19 protein-coding genes are annotated in these 20,657 nt (G+C 59.1%); 9 read left to right on the top strand and 10 right to left on the bottom strand.

Going from position 1 to position 20,657, the window contains the following annotated elements; all coding sequences use genetic code 11:
* Positions 1 to 83: 83 nt before the first annotated feature.
* The 5 genes from C8N31_RS16335 to C8N31_RS16315 are packed head-to-tail and all read right to left on the bottom strand — an operon-like array spanning position 84 to position 5,868.
* Positions 84 to 1,904 (bottom strand): M3 family oligoendopeptidase, encoded by a 1,821-nt coding sequence (locus C8N31_RS16335; RefSeq protein ID WP_025046791.1) that lies wholly within the window; start codon positions 1,902 to 1,904, stop codon positions 84 to 86.
* A gap of 59 nt (positions 1,905 to 1,963) precedes the next feature.
* Positions 1,964 to 3,562, bottom strand: a complete 1,599-nt coding sequence (locus C8N31_RS16330) for an ATP-dependent DNA ligase (RefSeq protein ID WP_025046792.1) — start codon at positions 3,560 to 3,562, stop codon at positions 1,964 to 1,966.
* A complete protein-coding gene (locus C8N31_RS16325) occupies positions 3,559 to 4,572 on the bottom strand; it encodes a ligase-associated DNA damage response exonuclease (RefSeq protein WP_025046793.1) in 1,014 nt (337 codons plus the stop codon). The genes C8N31_RS16330 and C8N31_RS16325 overlap by 4 nt, the downstream gene beginning before the upstream one ends.
* A 58-nt stretch (positions 4,573 to 4,630) precedes the next feature.
* The gene (locus tag C8N31_RS16320; RefSeq protein WP_025046794.1) at positions 4,631 to 5,578 is read right to left on the bottom strand and encodes an alpha/beta fold hydrolase; all 948 of its coding nucleotides are present in this window, start codon (positions 5,576 to 5,578) and stop codon (positions 4,631 to 4,633) included.
* On the bottom strand, positions 5,578 to 5,868 hold the full coding sequence (locus C8N31_RS16315) for an SCP2 sterol-binding domain-containing protein (RefSeq protein ID WP_025046795.1): 291 nt from the start codon (positions 5,866 to 5,868) through the stop codon (positions 5,578 to 5,580). Before C8N31_RS16315 ends, C8N31_RS16320 begins: the two co-directional genes overlap by 1 nt.
* Positions 5,869 to 5,943: 75 nt before the next feature.
* Between C8N31_RS16315 and C8N31_RS16310 the strand changes: the two genes are divergently transcribed.
* From C8N31_RS16310 to C8N31_RS16280, 7 genes are all read left to right on the top strand, one after another.
* Complete coding sequence (locus tag C8N31_RS16310) at positions 5,944 to 6,501, top strand: tetratricopeptide repeat protein (protein ID WP_025046796.1); 558 nt, start codon at positions 5,944 to 5,946, stop codon at positions 6,499 to 6,501.
* Positions 6,502 to 6,534: 33 nt separating this feature from the next.
* Entirely contained in the window at positions 6,535 to 9,447 is a 2,913-nt protein-coding gene (locus C8N31_RS16305; RefSeq protein ID WP_197021493.1) for a helicase-related protein, read from the top strand.
* A 41-nt stretch (positions 9,448 to 9,488) separates the two neighbouring features.
* The gene (locus tag C8N31_RS16300) at positions 9,489 to 9,776 is read left to right on the top strand and encodes a hypothetical protein (RefSeq protein WP_025046798.1); all 288 of its coding nucleotides are present in this window, start codon (positions 9,489 to 9,491) and stop codon (positions 9,774 to 9,776) included.
* Positions 9,777 to 9,805: 29 nt separating this feature from the next.
* Positions 9,806 to 10,225, top strand: a complete 420-nt coding sequence (locus C8N31_RS16295) for a PIN domain-containing protein (protein WP_156026858.1) — start codon at positions 9,806 to 9,808, stop codon at positions 10,223 to 10,225.
* The gene (locus C8N31_RS16290; RefSeq protein WP_025046800.1) at positions 10,222 to 10,611 is read left to right on the top strand and encodes an RNA-binding S4 domain-containing protein; all 390 of its coding nucleotides are present in this window, start codon (positions 10,222 to 10,224) and stop codon (positions 10,609 to 10,611) included. Before C8N31_RS16295 ends, C8N31_RS16290 begins: the two co-directional genes overlap by 4 nt.
* Before the next feature lie 52 nt (positions 10,612 to 10,663).
* Complete coding sequence (fdxA, locus tag C8N31_RS16285) at positions 10,664 to 11,002, top strand: ferredoxin FdxA (RefSeq protein WP_025046801.1); 339 nt, start codon at positions 10,664 to 10,666, stop codon at positions 11,000 to 11,002.
* Between the two features lie 310 nt (positions 11,003 to 11,312).
* Entirely contained in the window at positions 11,313 to 11,825 is a 513-nt protein-coding gene (locus C8N31_RS16280) for a CarD family transcriptional regulator (RefSeq protein ID WP_025046802.1), read from the top strand.
* 52 nt (positions 11,826 to 11,877) lie between these two features.
* On the opposite strand, the gene cobS is transcribed toward C8N31_RS16280, so the two are convergent.
* The gene (cobS, locus tag C8N31_RS16275) at positions 11,878 to 12,669 is read right to left on the bottom strand and encodes an adenosylcobinamide-GDP ribazoletransferase (RefSeq protein ID WP_025046803.1); all 792 of its coding nucleotides are present in this window, start codon (positions 12,667 to 12,669) and stop codon (positions 11,878 to 11,880) included.
* Between the two features lie 82 nt (positions 12,670 to 12,751).
* Here cobS and cobT point away from each other — a divergent pair, with 82 nt between their 5' ends.
* Positions 12,752 to 13,765 carry a nicotinate-nucleotide--dimethylbenzimidazole phosphoribosyltransferase gene (cobT, locus tag C8N31_RS16270; RefSeq protein ID WP_025046804.1) on the top strand — a complete coding sequence of 338 codons (1,014 nt, stop codon included), beginning with the start codon at positions 12,752 to 12,754 and terminating at the stop codon, positions 13,763 to 13,765.
* A gap of 90 nt (positions 13,766 to 13,855) precedes the next feature.
* Here cobT and C8N31_RS16265 read toward each other — a convergent pair whose 3' ends face one another.
* The 3 genes from C8N31_RS16265 to C8N31_RS16255 all read right to left on the bottom strand — a co-directional run bounded on the left by C8N31_RS16265 (position 13,856) and on the right by C8N31_RS16255 (position 16,857).
* Positions 13,856 to 14,311: a hypothetical protein gene (locus C8N31_RS16265; RefSeq protein WP_025046805.1), complete on the bottom strand. Its 456-nt coding sequence runs from the start codon at positions 14,309 to 14,311 to the stop codon at positions 13,856 to 13,858.
* Positions 14,312 to 14,468: 157 nt separating this feature from the next.
* The gene (locus tag C8N31_RS16260; RefSeq protein WP_025046806.1) at positions 14,469 to 16,379 is read right to left on the bottom strand and encodes a cation:proton antiporter domain-containing protein; all 1,911 of its coding nucleotides are present in this window, start codon (positions 16,377 to 16,379) and stop codon (positions 14,469 to 14,471) included.
* Between the two features lie 19 nt (positions 16,380 to 16,398).
* Positions 16,399 to 16,857, bottom strand: coding sequence for an Lrp/AsnC family transcriptional regulator (locus C8N31_RS16255; RefSeq protein WP_025046807.1), 459 nt, complete (start codon positions 16,855 to 16,857; stop codon positions 16,399 to 16,401).
* Between the two features lie 141 nt (positions 16,858 to 16,998).
* Between C8N31_RS16255 and hppD the strand changes: the two genes are divergently transcribed.
* Positions 16,999 to 18,093, top strand: a complete 1,095-nt coding sequence (gene hppD / locus C8N31_RS16250) for a 4-hydroxyphenylpyruvate dioxygenase (protein ID WP_025046808.1) — start codon at positions 16,999 to 17,001, stop codon at positions 18,091 to 18,093.
* Between the two features lie 76 nt (positions 18,094 to 18,169).
* On the opposite strand, the gene C8N31_RS16245 is transcribed toward hppD, so the two are convergent.
* Positions 18,170 to 20,635 (bottom strand): hypothetical protein, encoded by a 2,466-nt coding sequence (locus C8N31_RS16245; protein WP_025046809.1) that lies wholly within the window; start codon positions 20,633 to 20,635, stop codon positions 18,170 to 18,172.
* Positions 20,636 to 20,657 lie beyond the last annotated feature (22 nt).

The following is a 20,657-nucleotide window of genomic DNA, read 5'->3' as shown; positions in this document are numbered from 1 at the left end:
CTGTCTGTCCTTTCTCCGGCTGTCGCTCGCTTGGCAAAGGTGGCGCGGCGGTTATCGGTTGGTGCCGCGCCGTTGAAAAAGGATCACTCCTCCATCGCCTCCAGCTCATCAATAAAGCCCGAGATCATCGACAACCCCTTGTCCCAGAACGCCGGGTCCGAGGCATCAAGGCCAAAGGGCGCCAGCAGCTCTTTGTGGTGTTTGGAGCCGCCCGCCTTGAGCATATCAAAGTATTTCTCTTCAAAGCCCGCCTCACCTTCGGCGTAAACCGCATAAAGTGCGTTCACCAAACCATCGCCAAAAGCATAGGCGTAGACATAGAACGGCGAATGCACAAAATGCGGGATGTAGGACCAAAAGGTCTCATAGCCATCCATAAATTCAAAGGCAGGCCCAAGCGATTCCGCCTGCACCGACATCCACAGCGCGTTGATGTCATCGGGCGTCAGCTCTCCGCCCCGGCGGGCCTCGTGCAGCTTGCATTCAAAGTCGTAGAACGCGATCTGGCGCACGACGGTGTTGATCATATCTTCGACCTTGCCCGCCAGCAGGACACGGCGCTCGTCTTTGGTCTTGGCCCCGTCCAGCATCTTGCGGAAGGTCAGCATTTCGCCAAAGACACTGGCGGTTTCGGCCAGCGTCAACGGGGTAGAGGACAACATCTCGCCTTGTCCGGCTGCCAGAACCTGATGCACGCCGTGGCCCAATTCATGCGCCAGGGTCATCACATCACGCGGTTTGCCCAGATAATTCAGCATCACGTAAGGATGCACATCCGTTACCGTAGGATGGGCAAAGGCACCAGGCGCCTTGCCCGGTTTGACCGCCGCATCGATCCAGCCTTTGGTAAAGAACGGTTCGGCCAGCTCTCCCATGCGTGGATCAAAGGCATTATAGGCATCCATGACGGTTTTTTGTGCCGTATCCCAATCCACCACACGCGGATCTTCCATCGGCAGGGGCGCGTTGCGGTCCCAGACCTGCATAACGTCCAGACCCAGCCATTTGCGTTTCAGTTCATAATAGCGGTGGCTCAGCTTTGGATAGGCCTTCACAACCGCATTGCGCAGCGCCTCAACCACCTCGGGCTCCACCTGATTGCTCAGATGCCGGCCGGTTTGCGGTGTCTCCATGCCGCGCCAACGGTCGATGATCTCTTTTTCCTTGGTCTGGGTGTTGTGGACCCGCGCAAAGGTTTTGACATTGTCGCCCAAAACCTCGGCCAACTCATGGGAGGCGGCCTCGCGCTTTTCGCGGTCAGGATCGGTCATGAGGTTCAACGTGCCTTCGATATTCAACGGCTCACCCTGCACGTTGAACTCAAGACCGGCGATGGTTTCATCGAACATCCGCTCCCATGCGTCGCCGACAACCCCCAGATCATGCAGGAACTTTTCCAACTCATCGGACAGCTGATAAGGCTTCATCGCGCGAATGCGGTCAAACACCGGCTTGTATCGGGCCAGATCCGCGTTCTGCGCCAACAGCCCGTCCAGATGATCATCTTCCAACCGGTTCAGCTCCAGCGTGAAAAACACCAGCGGGGTGGTGAAATTGGTGATCTGTTCTTGCATGTCGGACATAAATTTGGCCCGGCCTGCATCGGTGGTCAGCTGATAATAACGTAGCCCCGCAAAGGACATGATGCGCCCGGCGATCATGTTGATCCGTTCGTTGCGCAGCACACAGTCCAGCAAACCTGCCGCGTCCAGATCGGCCAGCTTGCCCTCATAATCAGCGGCAAAACTGGCGCAGGCCTGTTCCAGCCAGTCGAGATCACGCTTGAGTTCAGGCGCATCTTCACCGGCATAAAGATCGCTCAGATCCCATTCGGGCAGATCGCCAAACGGGCTTGCGCCACCGGCGGGATTGGTATCACGAACAGGGAAGGGCAGCTGAAACATATTGGACCTCATTTGGTGTTTGGGAATACCTATGCGCGAGGGGCAGGGGGAACAACCATTTACCCGTAGATGCGCAGCATTTCGTTCAGATCATCCAGTGTATTGGCCTCTTGCAGCGGCTTGTCCTGACGCCAGCGTTTCATGCGCGGAAACCGCAGGGCGACCCCGGATTTGTGGCGCGGGCTGGCTTGGATGCCCTCAAAGGCAATCTCGAACACATGATGCGGCGTGACCTGCCGCACCGGGCCAAACCGCTGTTGGGTGTTCTTGCACACCCATGCGGTGATCTGTCGAAACTCTGCATCCGTCAGGCCGGAATAGGCCTTGGTGAACGGGACCAAATCATTGCCGTTCCAAACCGCAAAGGTGAAATCGGTGAACAGGTTTGCCCGCCGCCCCGATCCGGCCTGCGCATAGATCATCACGGCATCAATGGTTAGCGGCTCCAGCTTCCATTTCCACCAATCGCCCTTTTTCCGGCCCGCCAGATAGGGGCTATCGGCGCGTTTGAGCATGAGACCCTCGGCATGGGCCTCTCGTGCCCCGCTGCGCAAGGTGGCCAAGTCGTCCCAGGTGTCAAAGGCCAGTTGCGGCGACAGGCGCACCGGGGCATCGCGGGGCAGGGCGGCGGTGGCCTGTTCAAGCAAACCGCGCCGCTCGGCGAAAGGACGGCTGCGCAGATCAACCCCTTCCCATTCCAGCAGATCATAGGCATGCAGCACCACGGGCGCCTCCGCCAGCAGCTTTTTCGGCACTGTTTTGCGCCCGATCCGTTTTTGCAATGCGTTGAACGAGAACGGTTTTTCCGCGTCCATCGGCCAGACCAGCAATTCTCCGTCCAGAACGGTGCCGGGGGGCAGGTGGTCAATGGCGCGGGCCAGTTCGGGGAAACGGTCCGTCATAAGTTCCTCGCCCCGTGACCAGACGAAATAATTGCCATCGCGCAGGATCAATTGCCCGCGAATGCCGTCCCACTTCCATTCTGCCCGCCAATTTAACGGATCATCCAAGGTGTTCGGCCCATCCTCCAGCGCATAGGCCAGATAAAACGGATAAGGCCGCGAGGCATCGGCACTGGCGTCTTCGGCCTCGATTAGGCTGTGCCAACTCACCTCATCGGGGTGCCAATTGCCCATCAGCCGATGCGCCAACTCTGCCTCAGGCTTGCCCGTGGCCTTGGCCAGCGCACGGGTCATCAGTTTTTGACTTACCCCCACCCTGAAACCGCCTGTGAGTAACTTATTGAACAGAAACCGCTCCGCCCCGCCAAGCTGTTGCCACGCCTCCAGAACAAAGATCTTGCGTCGCGCTTCGTCCACATCCGCAAGGCCGCGCAAGGCATTGATCCAGAACGTCAACGAACGGTTGTCCACAGACGGGTTCGGCGGCAGGATCAGAGCAATCGTTTCGGCCAGATCGCCAACAACGCTATAGCTTTCCTCAAACAGCCACAGCGGCAGATCCGCCACCTCTGCCGCCCATTCCCGCAGACGGGTGGTGGTCACCGCACGTTTGGGGCGGCGGCCGGAAAACAGCGCAACGGTCCACAAACGGTCCTCTTCGGGTGCTTGGCGAAAATAATCTGCCAATGCAGCCACTTTCACTGTGGTTTTGGTGCTTTGATCAATGGCGGCAAAGAGGGTTGCAAACTGTTTCATGCCGCATCCCCGCTGTCCAAATTTTCCCCTTCGAACTGGGTGGGGACAACTTGAGCGTTCCAGCCCGCGTCGTTCAAGAATCGCGTGAAGACATCGGTGTAACCATGTGTGACATATATGTTTTCCGCACCGGTATCGCGAATTGCACAAATCAAACCTTGCCAATCTGCGTGGTCGGAAATGACAAACCCCCGGTCTCCGGCGCGCCGCCTGCGCACGCCCCGCAGTGCCATCCACCCGGAGGCAAATGCGCTTTCCGATGGGCCAAATTTTCGCGCCCATTGACTGCCCAGTGCGGAGGGCGGCGACAGGACCAATGCGCTGGGATGATCCTTGGGTGCAATGTCGGGGCCAGCCAGCACTGTTGCGGGCAGTTTGTACCCTTGCTTGCGCAGCACAACATTGGTGTTTTCCACCGCCGTATGGGTCAGGATCGGGCCAATCTCTGGATCTAACATCGACAAGAGCCGCTGCGCCTTGCCCAAAGCATAGGCGCCCAGAAACGCGGTTTTGCCCTGGGCCGCGCAATCGGCCCACCATGTGTTGATCTCATCCGCCACCCGCGCTTGGGGCTGCCAGTTGAACACCGGCAGGCCAAAGGTGCTTTCGGTGATGAAATGATGGCATTTGACCGGCTCGAACGCTTCGGAGAACCCGTCATCGGTGGTTTTGTAGTCACCAGAGGCGACAAAAACTTCGCCCGCGACTTCAACCCGAATTTGCGCCGAACCGGGCACATGACCCGCCGGGTGAAACGATACATTGGCCCCGCCAATGCGCCGCACTTCGCCATAGGCGATGCCTTCTGCGTTGATCTCGCCCAGGCGATGACGCATCACCGGCAGGGCGGCATGGGTGGCAAGGTAACGGCCCATGCCCGATCTTGCATGATCGGCGTGGCCGTGGGTGATCAACGCCCGCGGCACGGGGCGCCACGGGTCGATGTAAAAATCACCTGAGGGGCAATAAATGCCTTTGTCGGTAAAGGTCAGGACGCCGGTTTGTGTCATGCATCCAATCTAGGCGGACCCGCCAAAAGGAACAGACCCCCAAGCGATTTTTGCACGATCAGCTGGTGACGGTGTCCAGAAACAGCTTGGCCATATCGTCCATAATGGGGGTCCGCATGGCGCGGCTTTCCATCAGAACCTCATGTTCACCGCCCTCGACAATATCCAGTCGGCCACCCTTCCAAGTTTCCATCCGTTGATGAATGCGGGCGGTTTCCACGATACGTTCATTGCTGCCAAGCCAGCTGACGGCGGGCAGATTGGGCGCAGATCGCCCCGCCAGATGCTGGGTTTCCGTCAGCGCCTCACGCAGCCAGATAAAGCTGGGCGCACCAAGGGCCAATTCGGGGTGCGCGGCCAGTTGATCGCGCATCATGTCGTACATTTCGCTGTCCGTGGTCAGCATGTTGTCTTCAAAGGGTTGCACCGTCACGTAAGGATCAATCTTGGTGCCGGGCGGAAGGCTTAGCCCTTTGCCGATGGCGGGCATCACCCGCGCCATCATGCCAGCCACGGCCCGCAGATGCGGCGCGATGAAGACGCCCCACATCGGGCCGGTGAACGCCGCCGCCTTGACCGGCAGCCCTTCCATCACGGCCCGCAAGCCAATGCAGCCGCCCATGGAATGTGCCAATAGAAAATAGGGCCGGGGCAAAGCCAGCTCACGGGCCGCCCTCAACATGGCCGAGACATCTTTTTGATAATCGGAAAAGGCGTCCACATGGCCAATGCGCGGATCATCACACAGACGTTCCGCCAATCCTTGGCCGCGCCAGTCGATGGCAATGGTGGCCAGACCGCGATCCGCGAGATCCTGTGCAATCACCCCATATTTTTCGATATATTCGGTACGTCCCGGAAACAGCAACACCGTGCCCTTGGCCCCGGACAAAGGCCAGTGGCCCACACGAATACGTTTTCCATCAGACGTTTGCGCCCAATGGGCCTGCCCCCCCTCTGGTCCGGGGTACACATCGGTAAAAAAGGGGGCAGGGGAAAGTTCCATCAGGACAGAACAGAGGCCAGCTTCATCGCCATGCCCATATCGCCGTCAACCTTCAGCTTACCGGTCATGAAAGCGGAAGTCGGGTTGGTGTCACCCTCAAGAATGCCGCGAAAGGTCTCTGCATCCGCGCTCAACGTCACATCCGCATCTTCGTCAGCCGCGCGCGCGCCGGAGCCGTCGATCATCACAGCGCCTTCGCCTTCGATGTCGAACTTTGCCGTGCCGTCAAAACCGGCATCTGCCATCTTTGCGTTCAGTGCTGTTACCGCTTCGTTCACAATATCGCTCATTTTGGGCCCTTTTTGCCTAATTGGCCGCCGTCACGTCTGGAATTGCGGCGGCAGCCTGTTACATTCACTCTTGTTATGCGCAACAGACCCGTCAACCTCAAACATACCGTTGCGGCAATTGGGCCGCTGCTGTTGCTGTCCGGCATGGCTTTGGCGGATGTGCCGCCGCCAGAACTGTTCGACAAACTGCGCGATGCCGAACCGGCAGAGGCCAAGCGGATCGAGGGCGAGATGTCGCGCATCTGGTCGCGCTCCGGCTCTGCGTCGATGGATCTGCTACTAAAACGTGGACGCGAGGCGATGGAGGCGGGCGACAACCGGCTGGCCATTGAACATCTCACCGCATTGACCGATCACGCGCCGGATTTTGCCGAAGGGTTCCACACCCGCGCACGCGCCTATTTCCGCAGCGATCTTTATGGTCCGGCACTGGCGGATCTGGAACGCACACTGGCCCTGAACCCGCAACATTACGAGGCGATCTTTGGCTTTGCCGTGATGGTGCAGGAATTTGGCGATCTGCGCCGCGCGGCGGAATTGTACCGCCGTGTCTTGGCAATTCACCCCAATCATGAAAATGCACAAACCGCACTGTCCCGCCTGAAACGGGACGGTATCGGGCGCGAACTCTGAACGGGGAACAACGTGGCAAGGAATGGACGTGTCGTGGCCGTATTGGGCCCGACCAACACTGGCAAGACGACCTATGCCATTGAGCGGATGCTGGGCCACCGGACCGGAATCATCGGCCTGCCGCTGCGCCTGTTGGCACGTGAGGTCTATGACCGGATTGTTGCCCTGCGCGGACCGTCGGTTGTGGCGCTGGTCACGGGCGAGGAACGCATCGTGCCGCCGCGCACCCAATATTGGGTCTGCACAGTCGAGGCGATGCCCGAAGGGATGGGCGCGGATTTTGTCGCTATCGATGAGATCCAGCTTTGCGCCGATCCTGAGCGCGGGCATGTGTTCACCGACCGGTTGCTGCGGTCGCGCGGCCTGCATGAGACGCTTTTTCTGGGGGCCGACACGATGCGCGGCACGATTGCGTCACTTGTGCCAGAATCAGAATTTATCCGCCGCGAGCGCATGTCAGAGCTGGTCTATGCCGGGCAGAAAAGGATCAGCCGCATGCGCCCGCGATCTGCCATTGTCGGGTTCTCTGTTGAAAACGTCTATGCCATTGCCGAACTGATCCGCCGCCAAAAGGGCGGCGCCGCAGTGGTGATGGGCGCGCTCAGCCCGCGCACCCGCAACGCGCAGGTCGATATGTACCAAAACGGCGAGGTCGATTACCTCGTCGCGACAGATGCAATTGGCATGGGGCTGAACCTTGATGTGGATCACGTGGCCTTCTCCGCGCTGGCGAAATTTGACGGGCGGCGCATGCGCCCCTTGGCCCCAAATGAGTTGGCACAGATTGCAGGCCGGGCCGGGCGCGGCTTTAAAAGCGGGACATTTGGCGTCACGGGCGATGCCCGCCCCTTGGATGACGGCGTGGCGCGGGCGATCATGGATCATTCCTTTACGCCGCAAAACAAGATCAACTGGCGCAATCCGGCGTTGCAATTCGGCTCCATCGACCGGTTGATCCAAACTCTGGAGTTGCCGCCAGACAACGAACGGCTGGTCAAGGCGCGCGAGGCGGACGATCTGCGGGCGCTCAAGATGCTGGGGCAGGTCGATGAGGTCTTTGCCCGTTGCACCGATGGGCCTTCTGTCAAGTTGCTGTGGGATGTCTGCCGTATCCCTGATTTTCGGGGCATCAGCCATGCCGAACACGCCAACCTGCTTGAGATCATTTTCAACGATCTGCACCAACGTGGTACAATCCCCGATGACTGGCTGGCGCGGCAAATCAAGCGGATTGATCGCACCGATGGCGACATTGATGCCCTGTCCAAGCGATTGGCATTTATCCGCACATGGACCTATGTCGCCCAACGTAAGGGCTGGACCAAAGACGAAAGCCATTGGCGCGGGGCCACTCGTGTCGTAGAAGACCGCTTGTCAGATGCGCTGCACGAACGTCTGACCCAAAGATTTGTAGACCGGCGCACATCCGTGCTTTTGCGCCGGCTAGGACAGAAGGAAGCCATGGTGGCCGATGTAAACGAGACCGGTGAAGTCACCGTTGAAGGTGAATACGTAGGCAAGCTGGACGGATTCCGTTTCCGCGCAGACAAGGGCGCTGGCGGGGCGGAAGAGAAAACCATCAAGGCCGCAGCCTTGCAGGCGCTAGCGCCCCAGTTCCATTTGCGGGCAGATCGGTTCTACAACGCGCCGGACACCGAGATTGATTTCACCGAACAGGGCGGCCTGATGTGGGGCAACGCTGCTGTCGGAAAGCTGGTGGCGGGCTCTGATGCGCTCAAGCCGCAGGTCGAGGTATTTGTCGATGACGTGGCCGGACCAGAGGTTGCGCAAAAGGTGCAGCGCCGTTTGCAGCACTTCATTGATCGCAAGGTAGCAGCCTTGTTTGAGCCACTGCTGAACCTGTCCAAAGACGAGGCGTTGACCGGGCTCGCACGTGGCTTTGCCTTCCAGATGGTCGAAAACTTTGGCCTGCTGCCCCGTGCGCAGGTGGCCGAAGACGTCAAATCCCTTGATCAGGACGCCCGCGGCGCATTGCGCAAGCACGGCATCCGGTTTGGTCAGTTCACGATCTTCATGCCGCTTTTGCTCAAGCCTGCGCCGACGCGCCTGCGTCTTGTGTTGTGGTCGCTGACCAAAGGTTTGGCCGAATTCCCAGAAAGCCCGCCCCCCGGTTTGGTCACCATTCCGGTTGAAAAAGACGCGCCCGACGGGGGCGACACGATGTCCGGCTACCGCAATGCAGGCAGCCGTGCGATCCGTATTGATATGCTGGAACGGCTGGCCGATATGCTGCGCGCTGAGGATTCGCGCGGCGGGTTTGAGGCCAAGGCCGATATGCTGTCGATCACGGGCATGACGCTGGAACAGTTCTCGGAGCTGATGCAGGGTCTTGGTTACAAGGCTGAAAAGGCCGAGCGGGTGAAGGTCAAGGCTGTGGATGCGGTGGTGCCCAAAGACGGGGCAGGGGCGGCAGATACCGCCGACACGCCGGTTATGGACGTGGCCGCAGATGCCCCCGAAGGCGGCGTAACCGAGGTTGCAGAGACGCCAACGCCGGCAGACACACCGGCAGAGGTTGCTGATATCCCTGATGCTGGTGTTGCACCTGTTGCAGCCGAAGCGGCGGAAACGCCTGCGGTTGCCGATGGCATACCGGCCCAATCCGAAGGGGAGGTGCCGCAAGGCACAGCCGCAGATGCCGCCATCGCAGAAACCGAGATGGAAACCTTCTACACCTTCACTTGGGGCCGCGCTCCACGCGGGCAGCAAAACGCCCGCCGCGGTGGTGGTGAGCGCCCGCAGGGCAAAGGCGGCAAAGGCCGCCCGCAAGGCCAAGGCAAAGGTCGCGGCAAAGGTGGCCCGCGCGGCGACAAGGGTGGCGACAAAGCCAAGAGTTTCTCGGCGCGTCCGCCACGCAAGGAAAAGCCCATCGACCCGGACAACCCCTTTGCCGCAGCCCTCATGGGGCTCAAGGACAAGACCTAAGAAACCTGCTAACTTCACTGTGCAACGGAGAGAATCAGAAGATGGGTCAGCTGGCCGAAAAACGATTGAGTGCAAAGCAAGCCGTTGAAGCGGCCTTTGAGCATTTCAACGAATTGTACGGCAGTCAGAAGCTTCGAAATCTGCTCCTTGAGGGGATCCGCTATGATGAGTTACTCAATTCTTGGGATGTCACGATTGGGTTTGATATCGGGCGCGAAAAAATTGGGCAACTCAATCTTCTGGAGAAAAACTGGGAACCAGTTCGGGAATTTCGCATAGTTAAACTCAGGGCAGACAACGGCGAATTCTTGGAACTTGATCACGAGTGAGGCGGATACTGCTTGATACCAATGTTTTGGTGTTCTGGATCGTCGGAAACCTCGATCCATCAAAAGTTGGAGCGCGTCGACTAGAAGCTTTCGATCTTGACCACCTTGAAGTCCTCAACGAAATTGTGGGGCGATTTGAACATCATGTTTCGACGCTAAATGTGCTTACAGAAGCGTCGAACCTGATTGGCGCTGGACGGCAACAGCTATGTAAGGGGGCGGCTAATAGGCTCGGCCGATACATTGAATATTTGGAAGAAATTTACGTTCCAAGTTCCGACACCTTGTCAAAGCCCTTTTATTCATCTTTGGGTTTGGCCGATGCAGGGCTTGCTGCAATTTCTCGAAACGGCGACATTGTATTGACCGCGGATGGGCCGCTTTATGGAGCCATGTCTGGACGGGGCGTGAAAATTGAAAACTTCTGGCACTATGCCGTTCTGAAATGACAATAAAAACTAATGCAAAACTGCGCGTGGACAAATGGCTGTGGCATGCGCGGTTTTTCAAAACCAGATCGCTTGCCGCGGCCCGCGTACAGGCGGGCACTGTGCGCATCAACGGCGATATCACCCAGAAACGCGCCAGCACGATCAGCCCCGGTGACGTGCTGACCTTTGCGCAGGGCGATCATATCCGCGTGATCCAGATCGACGCGCTTGGCACTCGGCGAGGACCAGCGCCCGAAGCGCAGGCACTTTACACCGATTTGTCCCCGCCAGAGCCGCGATCAAAGGACAAACCACCCGAGAATCCCGCCTTTGAAGGAAAAGGCCGTCCGACCAAACGTGACCGGCGGCAGCTTGATCTTTCTAAATCGCGCCATCTTGAATGATCGGGCGCTCTGGACTAGCTAGTCCACAAACAAATCGGATGAAGATCATCACATGACCTATATCGTCAACGACGCCTGCATCGCCTGCAAATACACCGATTGCGTGGAAGTTTGCCCCGTGGATTGTTTCTACGAGGGGGAAAACATGCTGGTGATCCACCCAGATGAATGCATCGACTGCGGCGTTTGTGAACCTGAATGCCCCGCCGATGCGATCCGCCCGGACACAGAGCCGGACATGGAAAAATGGGTCGAGTTCAATCGCAAGTATTCCGAATTGTGGCCGGTGATCATCACCAAGAAAGACCAACTGCCCGAAGCGGAAGAGCGTGATGGCGAATCCGGCAAGCTGGAAAAGTACTTTTCCGAAGCACCGGGCGAGGGTGGCTGATTCGGCTTTTGATTCGCGTGATGCTTGAAGAAAATGCTGCAAATTACTGAGAAATATCCGTTTTCTCGTGCTTTCCGCAGGGGCAGCTTTCGGTAGGCCGGTTTTTGTGGTACACTTAGGCAAAGCTGATACTGACGGTCGAACTCTACGGACATACGTGTGACACAACCAAGCTGCCAAGGTTGACATCCACATCCTAAGAATAACGCAACCGGACGCGGGCCAAGGGGCCGCCGCCCGACTGTGTTTTTGACGTCTTTCAGCCCCATGAATTCAACTGCGGGTCCGCCCGCGCCACAGGAGCCACTACATGACCAAATCGAAAAAGCTTGATTTCCGCCCCAATGAATTTGTCGTCTACCCCGCGCATGGCGTCGGGCAGGTTGTCTCCATTGAAGAGCAGGAAGTCGCCGGCATCACGCTGGAGCTGTTTGTGATTGCGTTTGAGAAAGACAAGATGACTTTGCGGGTGCCAACGCACAAGGCAACCGAGATCGGCATGCGCGCGCTCAGCTCGCCTGATGTGATCACCCATGCGATGAAGACCCTCAAGGGCAAGGCCAAGGTCAAACGCGCCATGTGGTCGCGCCGTGCGCAGGAATATGAGCAAAAGATCAACTCTGGCGATCTGATTGCCATCGCCGAAGTGGTGCGCGATCTGCACCGCACCGATGATCAGCGCGAGCAAAGCTATTCCGAGCGTCAGCTGTATGAAGCCGCGCTTGAGCGGTTGACCCGCGAAGTGGCTGCCGTTGGCGGCGGGGATGAACTGGCCGCCGCGAAACAGGTGGGTGATGTTCTAGAAAGCCGCGTCGCAGCCTAAGTTGTTGAGAAATTGAGTAAAACGCCGTGCCCCAGGGTGCGGCGTTTTGCGTTCAGGGGCTGTGGGCCGCGATCAGGCACAGCCAGACGCCGATCTCTGTCAATTGTTGGGTCGCCCCCAGAACATCGCCGGTTTGTCCGCCGATCTTGGATTTGGCCAGCCAGCCAAGGCCCAGCAGGATCAGCACAGTTGTCACCAAAACCCACAGAAACGAAACCCCCGGCAGACACAGCGCCGCGACAAGTCCAAGCGCCCCGGCGGCCATCGTGGCAGTCCCGCTTGGCCGCCCGGTTTGGCCCGAAAGCCCGCCTTTGCGGGCCAGCGGCAGTTGGTACATCACCGCCACCATCGCCCCACGCGAAAGGACCGCAGCGCCAATCAGCGCAGGCCACAAAACGCCCTGTTCGATCACCAGACTGATCGCCGCCCATCGCAGCAACAGCGACAGCACCAATGCAATCACACCGTAGCTGCCGATCTGGCTGTCTTTCATAATCTCCAGACGCCGCTCGCGGGTCCAGCCGCCCCAGAACCCATCGGCGCAATCGGCCAAACCATCTTCATGCATCGCCCCCGTGGTGACGATCAGCGCCAGCAACACAATCACGGCCTGCGCCATCGGCGGCAGGCCCAACCCTTGGGCAATCCCGCCAATGAGGGCCGCAATCACCGCAATCACCAATCCCGCCAAGGGATAGGCCCAAGCCGCATGCGCCGCTGGCCGCGTCGAGGCAGGATCATAAGCCGGGTAGGGCAGCGGCAAACGGGTCAACAAACCCAGCGCCATGGTCAGATCGGAGTTCCGAAACGCCGCCCCAAACCCTTTGATGTCGCTATCATCCATTATTTTGCCCCTCCCGCACTTTCGGCCCGGCCCTGCCGCAGATAGACATGGGCGCAGTTCCATTTGCAAGCCGAGCGTGCCCATGTCCCAGACTTTTGCCACCCTGTCCGAATTTCGCGCCCTTCTGGCCGCGCAACATGTTGTTGACGAGGCCGCCGCAGCGGCGGCACAGGATCACAACATGCAGTTGACTAAGCCCCCCGGTGCCTTGGGGCGGCTGGAGGATCTGGCGATCTGGTATCGCGGTTGGCGCGGCGGTGATCGGGCCGAGATTTCCGCGCCGCAGGTGATCGTCTTTGCCGGCAATCACGGTGTCGCCGCGCGGGGCGTGTCGGCCTTTCCGGCGGAAGTCACCGAACAGATGGTCCTGAACTTTCAACATGGCGGCGCCGCGATCAACCAGATTGCCCGCGCAAACGGGGCCAAGCTGGATGTGGTGGCCTTGGATCTGGACAATCCGACACAGGATTTCACCCAAGCGCCCGCGTTGTCCGAGGAGGATCTGGTTGCCGCGCTCAAGGCCGGTTGGGATCAGGTCGATGAAACCGCCGATCTGCTGGTGGTGGGCGAGATGGGCATTGCCAACACCACATCGGCGGCGGCGCTGTCCTGTGCCTTGCTGGGGGGTGAAGCAGGGGATTGGACCGGTCGCGGCACCGGTGTGGACGATGCAGGGCTGGCGCTGAAAACCACTGTGGTTGCCGAAGGTGTGGCGCTGCATGGCGGGCAGGGCGACGGGCTTGAGACATTGCGCCGCTTGGGCGGGCGTGAACTGGCCGGAATGGCAGGCGCGATGGCGCGGGCCCGTGCCCTCCGCATGCCCGTGATCCTCGATGGCTTCATCTGCTGCGCGGCGGCACTGTGCCTTGAGCATACGCAAACAGGCGCGCTGGATCACGCAGTGGCAGGCCACCAAAGCGCCGAGGGCGGCCATGCCCGCTTGCTAGGTGCATTGGGCAAAGAACCCTTACTGCAACTGGGATTGCGCCTTGGTGAAGCCTCCGGCGGCGCAATGGCGATTGCGGTGATGAAGGGTGCAATGGCATGTCATGCAGGTATGGCGACGTTTGCTCAAGCGGGGGTCAGCGACGGCTAGGGCATGATATTCTGGCAGTGGCGCATTTTTTGCGGTGCATTAGATGCCTCATGCTTATCCTATGGCTGGGGCAATGTCGGCTTTGCGGACTTAGCCGCCAATTGTCACTTCTTGGTCAAATCTCTGAGACCGATAAATAGTCTGAAGGTAGCTTTCGCCGATCTGACGGTACTTCACGGTTGCCCATAGCCCGATAAGCCGTTCCTCATCCGAGACATCTCTCAGGAAAATGCCTGATTTTCGAACTCTTCCGTCTGGCAAGGCCTCATCCAACTCCCACCGACTTACAGTAAGATCAGAAAAGTGGAGATACATGAAGACGAACGCCATAACCTGTCGTTTTCCTATTGAAATCAGATAGGTATCAATCTCGGCTGCCACGGCCAGCACTTCGTCAAAACTAGGCTCGCGTTTCGAGCGTTCGAGTTTTACGAACTTACCGAAGAGGACTTTGTCATTCAAAGTGATGAGGCCATCATCGGTCTTCATCACCCCGTGTGTGATCAGCTTGTCTCTGACAAGTTGATAGATTGATTGCTCGGTCATGACGGACACGTAGCACAGAAAATTGCTCCTTGGTATGTTGTTAGCATTGGTTACTTCGGGCTCATAGCCGACATCTGGCAATTCCAGTCAGCTTTTCGTTCAACCCGTTCCCGCTCATGGCGCAGCCTAACAACGCCACACCTCATCCCAAACCCACCTAAGCCCGCTTCTGATCCTCTTCATCAACCCGGTTCAAAAACGCGGTTTCGAGATCTTTCTGTAGCTCCTTGGCCCGCTCCACATAGGCCTTGTTCTGCGATGGCTCGACATCGGCCCGCCACAGCGCCGCCAATTCACGCACCGACAGGCGGTCATGCGCGTAGAACATGCGCTGCGCCTCTGCCGCCTCGTATTCCGACAGCCCCATGTTTTCGAGCACATAGCGCCCTGCACGCAGCGAGCTGTCGAACATCTCGCGCACGATGTCATTGGCGCCGGCCTGATACTGGCGGTAGACGTCCGTGCGGTCATGGGCGCGGCTGACGATGTGTAGATCGGGCCGTTGTTTGCGGGCATAGGTGATCAGTTGCAGCGCCGCCTCGGGGCTGTCGAGGGCCACAACCAGCACCCGCGCGTCTTTCAGCCCGGCCTTGCGCAAGATGTCAGGGCGGGTGGGATCGCCCAGAAACGCCTTGAACCCGAACCGCCGCATCACGGCGATGGTTTCGGGGTTGTGGTCCAGCACAACGGTCTGAAATCCGCTGGCTTGCAACAGTCGGTTGACGATCTGGCCAAACCGGCCAATGCCCGCGATGATCACTGGCCCTTCTTCGTCAATTTCATCAGGTACAAAGGGGCCACTTTCATCAAAGCGGCGGCTGATCATCTCGTGCAGGATAAAGAGCAGTGGCGTGATCAACATCGACAGCGCAATCACCAGCAGCAAGGTTTCAGCCACCCCGTTTGGCATCACCCCGGTGGCCACGGAGAAACTGATCAGGACAAAGCCGAATTCACCCGCCTGCGCCAGACCCAGCGCAAACAGCCATTGGTCGCGCCCACGCAGTTTGAAGGCCAAGCCAAGCGCATAAAGGATCAACCCTTTGACGATGATCACCAGCAGGGCCATACCCATGATGATCACAAAATCGGCAAACAGCAGCTCAAAATTGATGCCCGCTCCCACGGTGATAAAGAACAGACCAAGCAGCAGCCCCTTGAAGGGCTCAAGGTCGGTTTCCAGCTCGTGACGGAACTCGGAACTGGCCAAGACCACACCGGCCAGAAACGCGCCAAGGGCAGGGGAGAGCCCGACCAGCATCATCACAAAAGAAATGCCAACCACGATTAACAGCGCCAGCGCGGTATACATCTCGCGCAGTTTGGCGGAATGGATAAAACGGAAGACGGGACGGGTGAAAAACACACCCACAACGATGATAGAAACAACCGCACCGATGGTCAGCAGGGTCACACCCCAGCCCGGCAGGCTTTGCACAAAGCTGAACGCGGCATCGGCGGCCTCTGATCCGCTGTGACCGCCGTGATCATGGGCCTTTTCCACCTCGTCCGGGTTCAGCGAGATCGATCCGTCCGGCAATAGCCCGCCAATTGTGTCCACCGCCAAGAGCGGCAGGAAGGCGAGGATCGGAATGACCGCGATATCCTGCGTCAGCAACACCGAGAAAACAGACCGCCCGCCACTGGTTTGCATCAGGTTCTTTTCCGAAAGCGTTTGTAGGACAATCGCGGTCGAGGACAGCGCCAGCGTCAGACCAATGGCCAGCGATACGTTCCACGGCTGGTCATAGGCCATCGCAATGCCCATCAGCGCCGCCGTTGACAGCGCCACCTGCAACCCGCCCAAACCCAACAATCTGTGCCGCATGTCCCACAAGGCACGCGGTTCCAGTTCAAGCCCGATCAGGAACAGCATCATCACCACACCAAATTCGGCAAAGTGTTGCAGATCCTTGGTCTCTGCGCCCACCAGCCCCAACACCGGCCCGATCAGAATGCCCGCAGCCAGATAGCCCAGCACAGACCCAAGCCCCAATCGCGACGCGATAGGCACCGCAATCACAGCTGCCGCCAGATAGATCGTTGCTTGAAACAGGAAACCTTCCATTGTGGTCCTTTCAGGAGGATCAGGTGGGCAAAGGCCCGTCACGTTTAAGTTGGTCCATAACAATCTGACTGTGCACCCGTGAGACCGCAGGATGGGGCAACAGAACCTCGTGGATCAGCCGGTTCAGGCCTGGCAGATCTTCACAATAGACCCGCAAGAGATAGTCCGCATCCCCTGTCATCGTCCAGGCGCTTACTATCTCGGGGCGGGTGGCCAGCAATCGGCCAAATGTCGCCGAGTTTTGCGGGCCGTGGGTATCGAGATGCACTTGCACAAACCCCTGCACATTCAGGCCCAGTTTCACCGGATCAAGCCGCGCGGTGTAGCCTTGGATATATCCGTCCGCCTCAAGCCGCTGTCGCCGCCTGCCAGCCTGCGATGCGGACAGGTGCAATTGTTCGCCCAGTTCCTGCGCGGTCAGATGCGCGTTCTTTTGCAGGGCGGCCAGCAGCCTTGTGTCGGTTTCGTCCAAATTCATGCAGGTTTTCCGCGCTGTTTGACGTAATGATGCGGTGAATGCGTAAAAATTGCCAGAAAGAAGCGCATCAATGCGCAGAATTGGCAAGCTTTCGCGCATATCTTTGCTTTAATACCCCTCATGTTAAGAAAAGGTGACACAATGGGCCCTTTCCCTCACGACGCCCCGAAATCCGTGATCTCTGACGAAAACCCTGCCGGAACCGACGGCTTCGAATTTGTCGAATTCGCCAGCCCCGATCCGCAAGAGCTGCGCGATTCGTTTATCCGCATGGGCTATACCCATGTCGCCAATCACAAGACCCAGCAGATCGAGCTGTGGCAGCAAGGCGACGTGACCTATCTGCTGAATGCCGATCCAAACAGTTTTGCCGCCGGATTTGTCGAAACGCACGGGCCATGTGCGCCCTCAATGGGCTGGCGGGTTGTCGATGCGAAGAAAGCCTTGGCCCATGCCGTTGCCAATGGCGCCGAAGAATACACCGGGCCCGGCAAGGCGCTGGACGTGCCTGCGATCATGGGCATCGGTGGCTCGCTGCTGTATTTTGTGGATCAGTACTACGACACCTCACCCTACAACTGGGAATACGACTGGATCGCGCAATCCAAGCCTGAGGGGGTTGGGTTCTATTACCTCGATCACCTGACGCACAATGTGTTCAAGGGCAACATGGATGTCTGGTTCAAGTTCTACGGCGATCTGTTCAACTTCAAGGAAATCCGGTTTTTTGACATTCAGGGCAAATTCACCGGCCTGACCAGCCGCGCCTTGACCTCGCCTTGCGGGCGTATCCGTATCCCGATCAACGAGGACCGCGACGAGAAAGGCCAGATCGTGGCCTATCTCAAAAAGTACAACGGCGAAGGCATTCAGCACATCGCGGTGGGATCGAACAATATCTACGATTCGACCGACGCGATTGCACAGAACGGCCTCAAGTTCATGCCCGGCCCGCCAGATGCCTATTACACGATGAGCAAGGACCGCGTTGTTGGCCATGAGGAACCGCTGGACCGGATGAAGAAACACGGGATCCTGATCGACGGCGAAGGGGTGGTCGATGGCGGCGAGACCCGTATCTTGTTGCAGATCTTCTCAAAAACCATGGTTGGCCCGATCTTTTTTGAATTCATTGAACGCAAAGGCGATGACGGCTTTGGCGAGGGCAACTTCAAGGCGCTGTTCGAAAGTATCGAGCAAGAGCAGATCGACACGGGCGAGCTTGCAGAAACATAAAACCGAGGGGCCTCTCTGCCTCGGACAACAGGGGATCAACCCCTGACTGGGAACGCCGCATCCACTGGGTGCGGCGTTATCCTTTGGGCATCTTCAGGACAACGTTGCGCCCGCGTTTGGTATAGCGCAATTCGCTGTCACCAATGGCGGATACACGGCCACCATCAATCCGGTCCCCCACAACAACCTTTTTGTAGCGGCCATTGCTGAGCCGCACCAAAGCGCGGCGGCTGGAGGGTTTGCCATAAACGCCGATCAGGTTGACCTTCTTGAGGTTAATCGCGTTTTTCACGGTGGCCTGTTTCGCAACGGAGGTCTTCGACGGGATCTTTGGTTTGACCGTGCGCGGTGCCACGGCGGCGGCGCTGGCCACACGGACCTCGTCATTGGCGGTGCTGCGTTCGGCGCGTTTGACGATGCGCGCAAAATTGCGCGGACGGGTGTCTGGCCGGATGGAGGCGGCGACCGCTTGCCGGGTTGCGCTGTCAAAGGGATCTTCGGCGGCTTCGGGTGCGGAAAGCGCGGCGGCAACCGCTTCGTTGGTGTCAGCAGGGCTGACCAATTGGGCGCGTGCGGCCTCTTGCACCGACAGCGGGCGCAGAACCGGGCGCAATCCGGCCAATTCACTGCGGGTCAAGCCGTCAAGCTGGGCGCGTTCGGTTTGCTCTTCCAGATCGCCGGGGCGCAGTTTGGGCCGAAACGCGGCCAGCGCATCGCGCACACCCAAATCCTGCGGCACAGATTGAAACCGGGTTGGGGTCGCAGGCGGAATGACCGGCGGCTTGCCCAAAAACACAGTAATGCCATCCGGGCTAAGTGCGCCTTGGGCCGTGGGCCGCACCAGCCCACGTGCATCCAGCGCAAAGCGGGTGCCAGCGGCCACCGGCGATGACACGGCTGCCAGGGCCAGATCAGTTGCAAAATTATCGGCGGGGGGCAGGGCGACTGCATCGTTTGCTGTGCTCACAGGGTCGATGCTGGTCAGGTAGAAATCATCAATGTCGATCAAGCTGGCAGGTTCTGGTGGCACATCGGGGGCGCGTGGCCAGATGCCGGACGTGGCATAGTTCGCCTCAAGCTCCGCCTCGCTCAGCGGCTCGGGCAGGGCAGGCTGCGCAGGCTCGCGCAGCGCATCCAGCACCGCGCCATCCTCATCTGAAAGTGCCGGATCAAGGGAGGCTGTTTCGATGGCCGCATCCGCCACTGGATCTTCGGCGGGCAATGCTGGCGGAGAATCCTGTCCCTGTTCCACGGTCGCCTTACCGCCAAAGAGGCGCGACAGGCTAAAATCTTCGTCCATAAATACCGAAGCCCAAGCCGCAACGCCGGCCAGAAAGATCAGCAAAACGGCCGTGAGGATCAACCCAAGGAACCGGGGTTTTCCGCGCACGTCGGTCTTGCGTGCGCCAAATACGGTCAGCCGCTCGGTCTCTGATGCGGCAGCGCCGCCATGGGCATCTTCGGCTGGGGCGGTCTCTGGTTTGGCCTTGCGGCGGCTGAGAAAACCGCTTTTGGCCGGGGCGGGTGCGGGCGCCGGATCAGGATCTTCAAACGAGCTGCTGTCGGGTTCAATCGGGATGCCGGGCGCGGTGACCGAAGCATCGGCGGCAGGCACGGGTGTCGGCGGCACCGCGCGACTTGCCGCCCCAAGAACCGGTGCCTTTGATGCGCCATTGCCGCGGCGGCTGGCAAATCCGGCAGAGGTGCCTTCCCGCTTGGGTGGGGGCGGGATGTCCTCAACGGGTGCCGCATCGGGACGGGCCTCTTTGGCACCCTTCAGCGGCGGTAGCACCGGCAAGGGATCATCCTCTTGCGCAGCGGCCTCAGGCGCGTCTTCGACAGCGCTATCAACCGCTACTGGGTCCGCATCGGGCGCGGCATCAGGCTCTGCCTGTGGACCGGCGTCTTTAACTTCAGCGGTATCTTCCTTTGGCTCAGCCCCCTCCGCATTGTCGGCTTCGGGCGTGGCCTCGTCCGCTGCTTCGGGCCATTCCACATCCCCGATCACCACGACGGCAATGCCGTCCGGCTCTACGGTATCGCCCGGCTCTAACAGATCATCAGATGCGGCCGTTGCACCAAAAAACGGCTCTCCCAAGAACGGGCTATCGTCCGGCACGGCGACATAGCACAACGGGTGAAATCGGTACTGCGTGGCGAAACCTTCGGCCTCGGCCATCGTCTCACGCGCCACGGCAGCGATATGGGTCTGATCGCCATCGGTACAAATATCAAAGGCCAGATCTGCCACGGCATAGGGCGTGGCCCCGTCCAACGCCAGCGCGGCAGCTTCGCGGCGGGCCTCAGGATCAAGGCCGGGGGTGTCGATCGTCAGGTATTTGATCTGATCATTGGGCAAGATCAGCTTGGTCTCGACGCCGCCGGGATCCAAGGTCAGCGCCTTTTGGCGCAGCGCCTCAAGATCTGTGCCCAGATCAGCCGAATCCAGCGGCACCTCTCCCACCACGCGCCAGCCACCCGCCGCACGGTGCAAGAGCCTGATTCCTTCGAATGACAGGGAAAGGGCAAAATTCGGCTTCATTGGGCGATCTTTAACATATTGC

It is taken from the genome of Sulfitobacter mediterraneus (assembly GCF_003054325.1).
Lineage (GTDB): Bacteria > Pseudomonadota > Alphaproteobacteria > Rhodobacterales > Rhodobacteraceae > Sulfitobacter > Sulfitobacter mediterraneus.
This window is presented reverse-complemented; position numbering and strand designations above follow the sequence as displayed.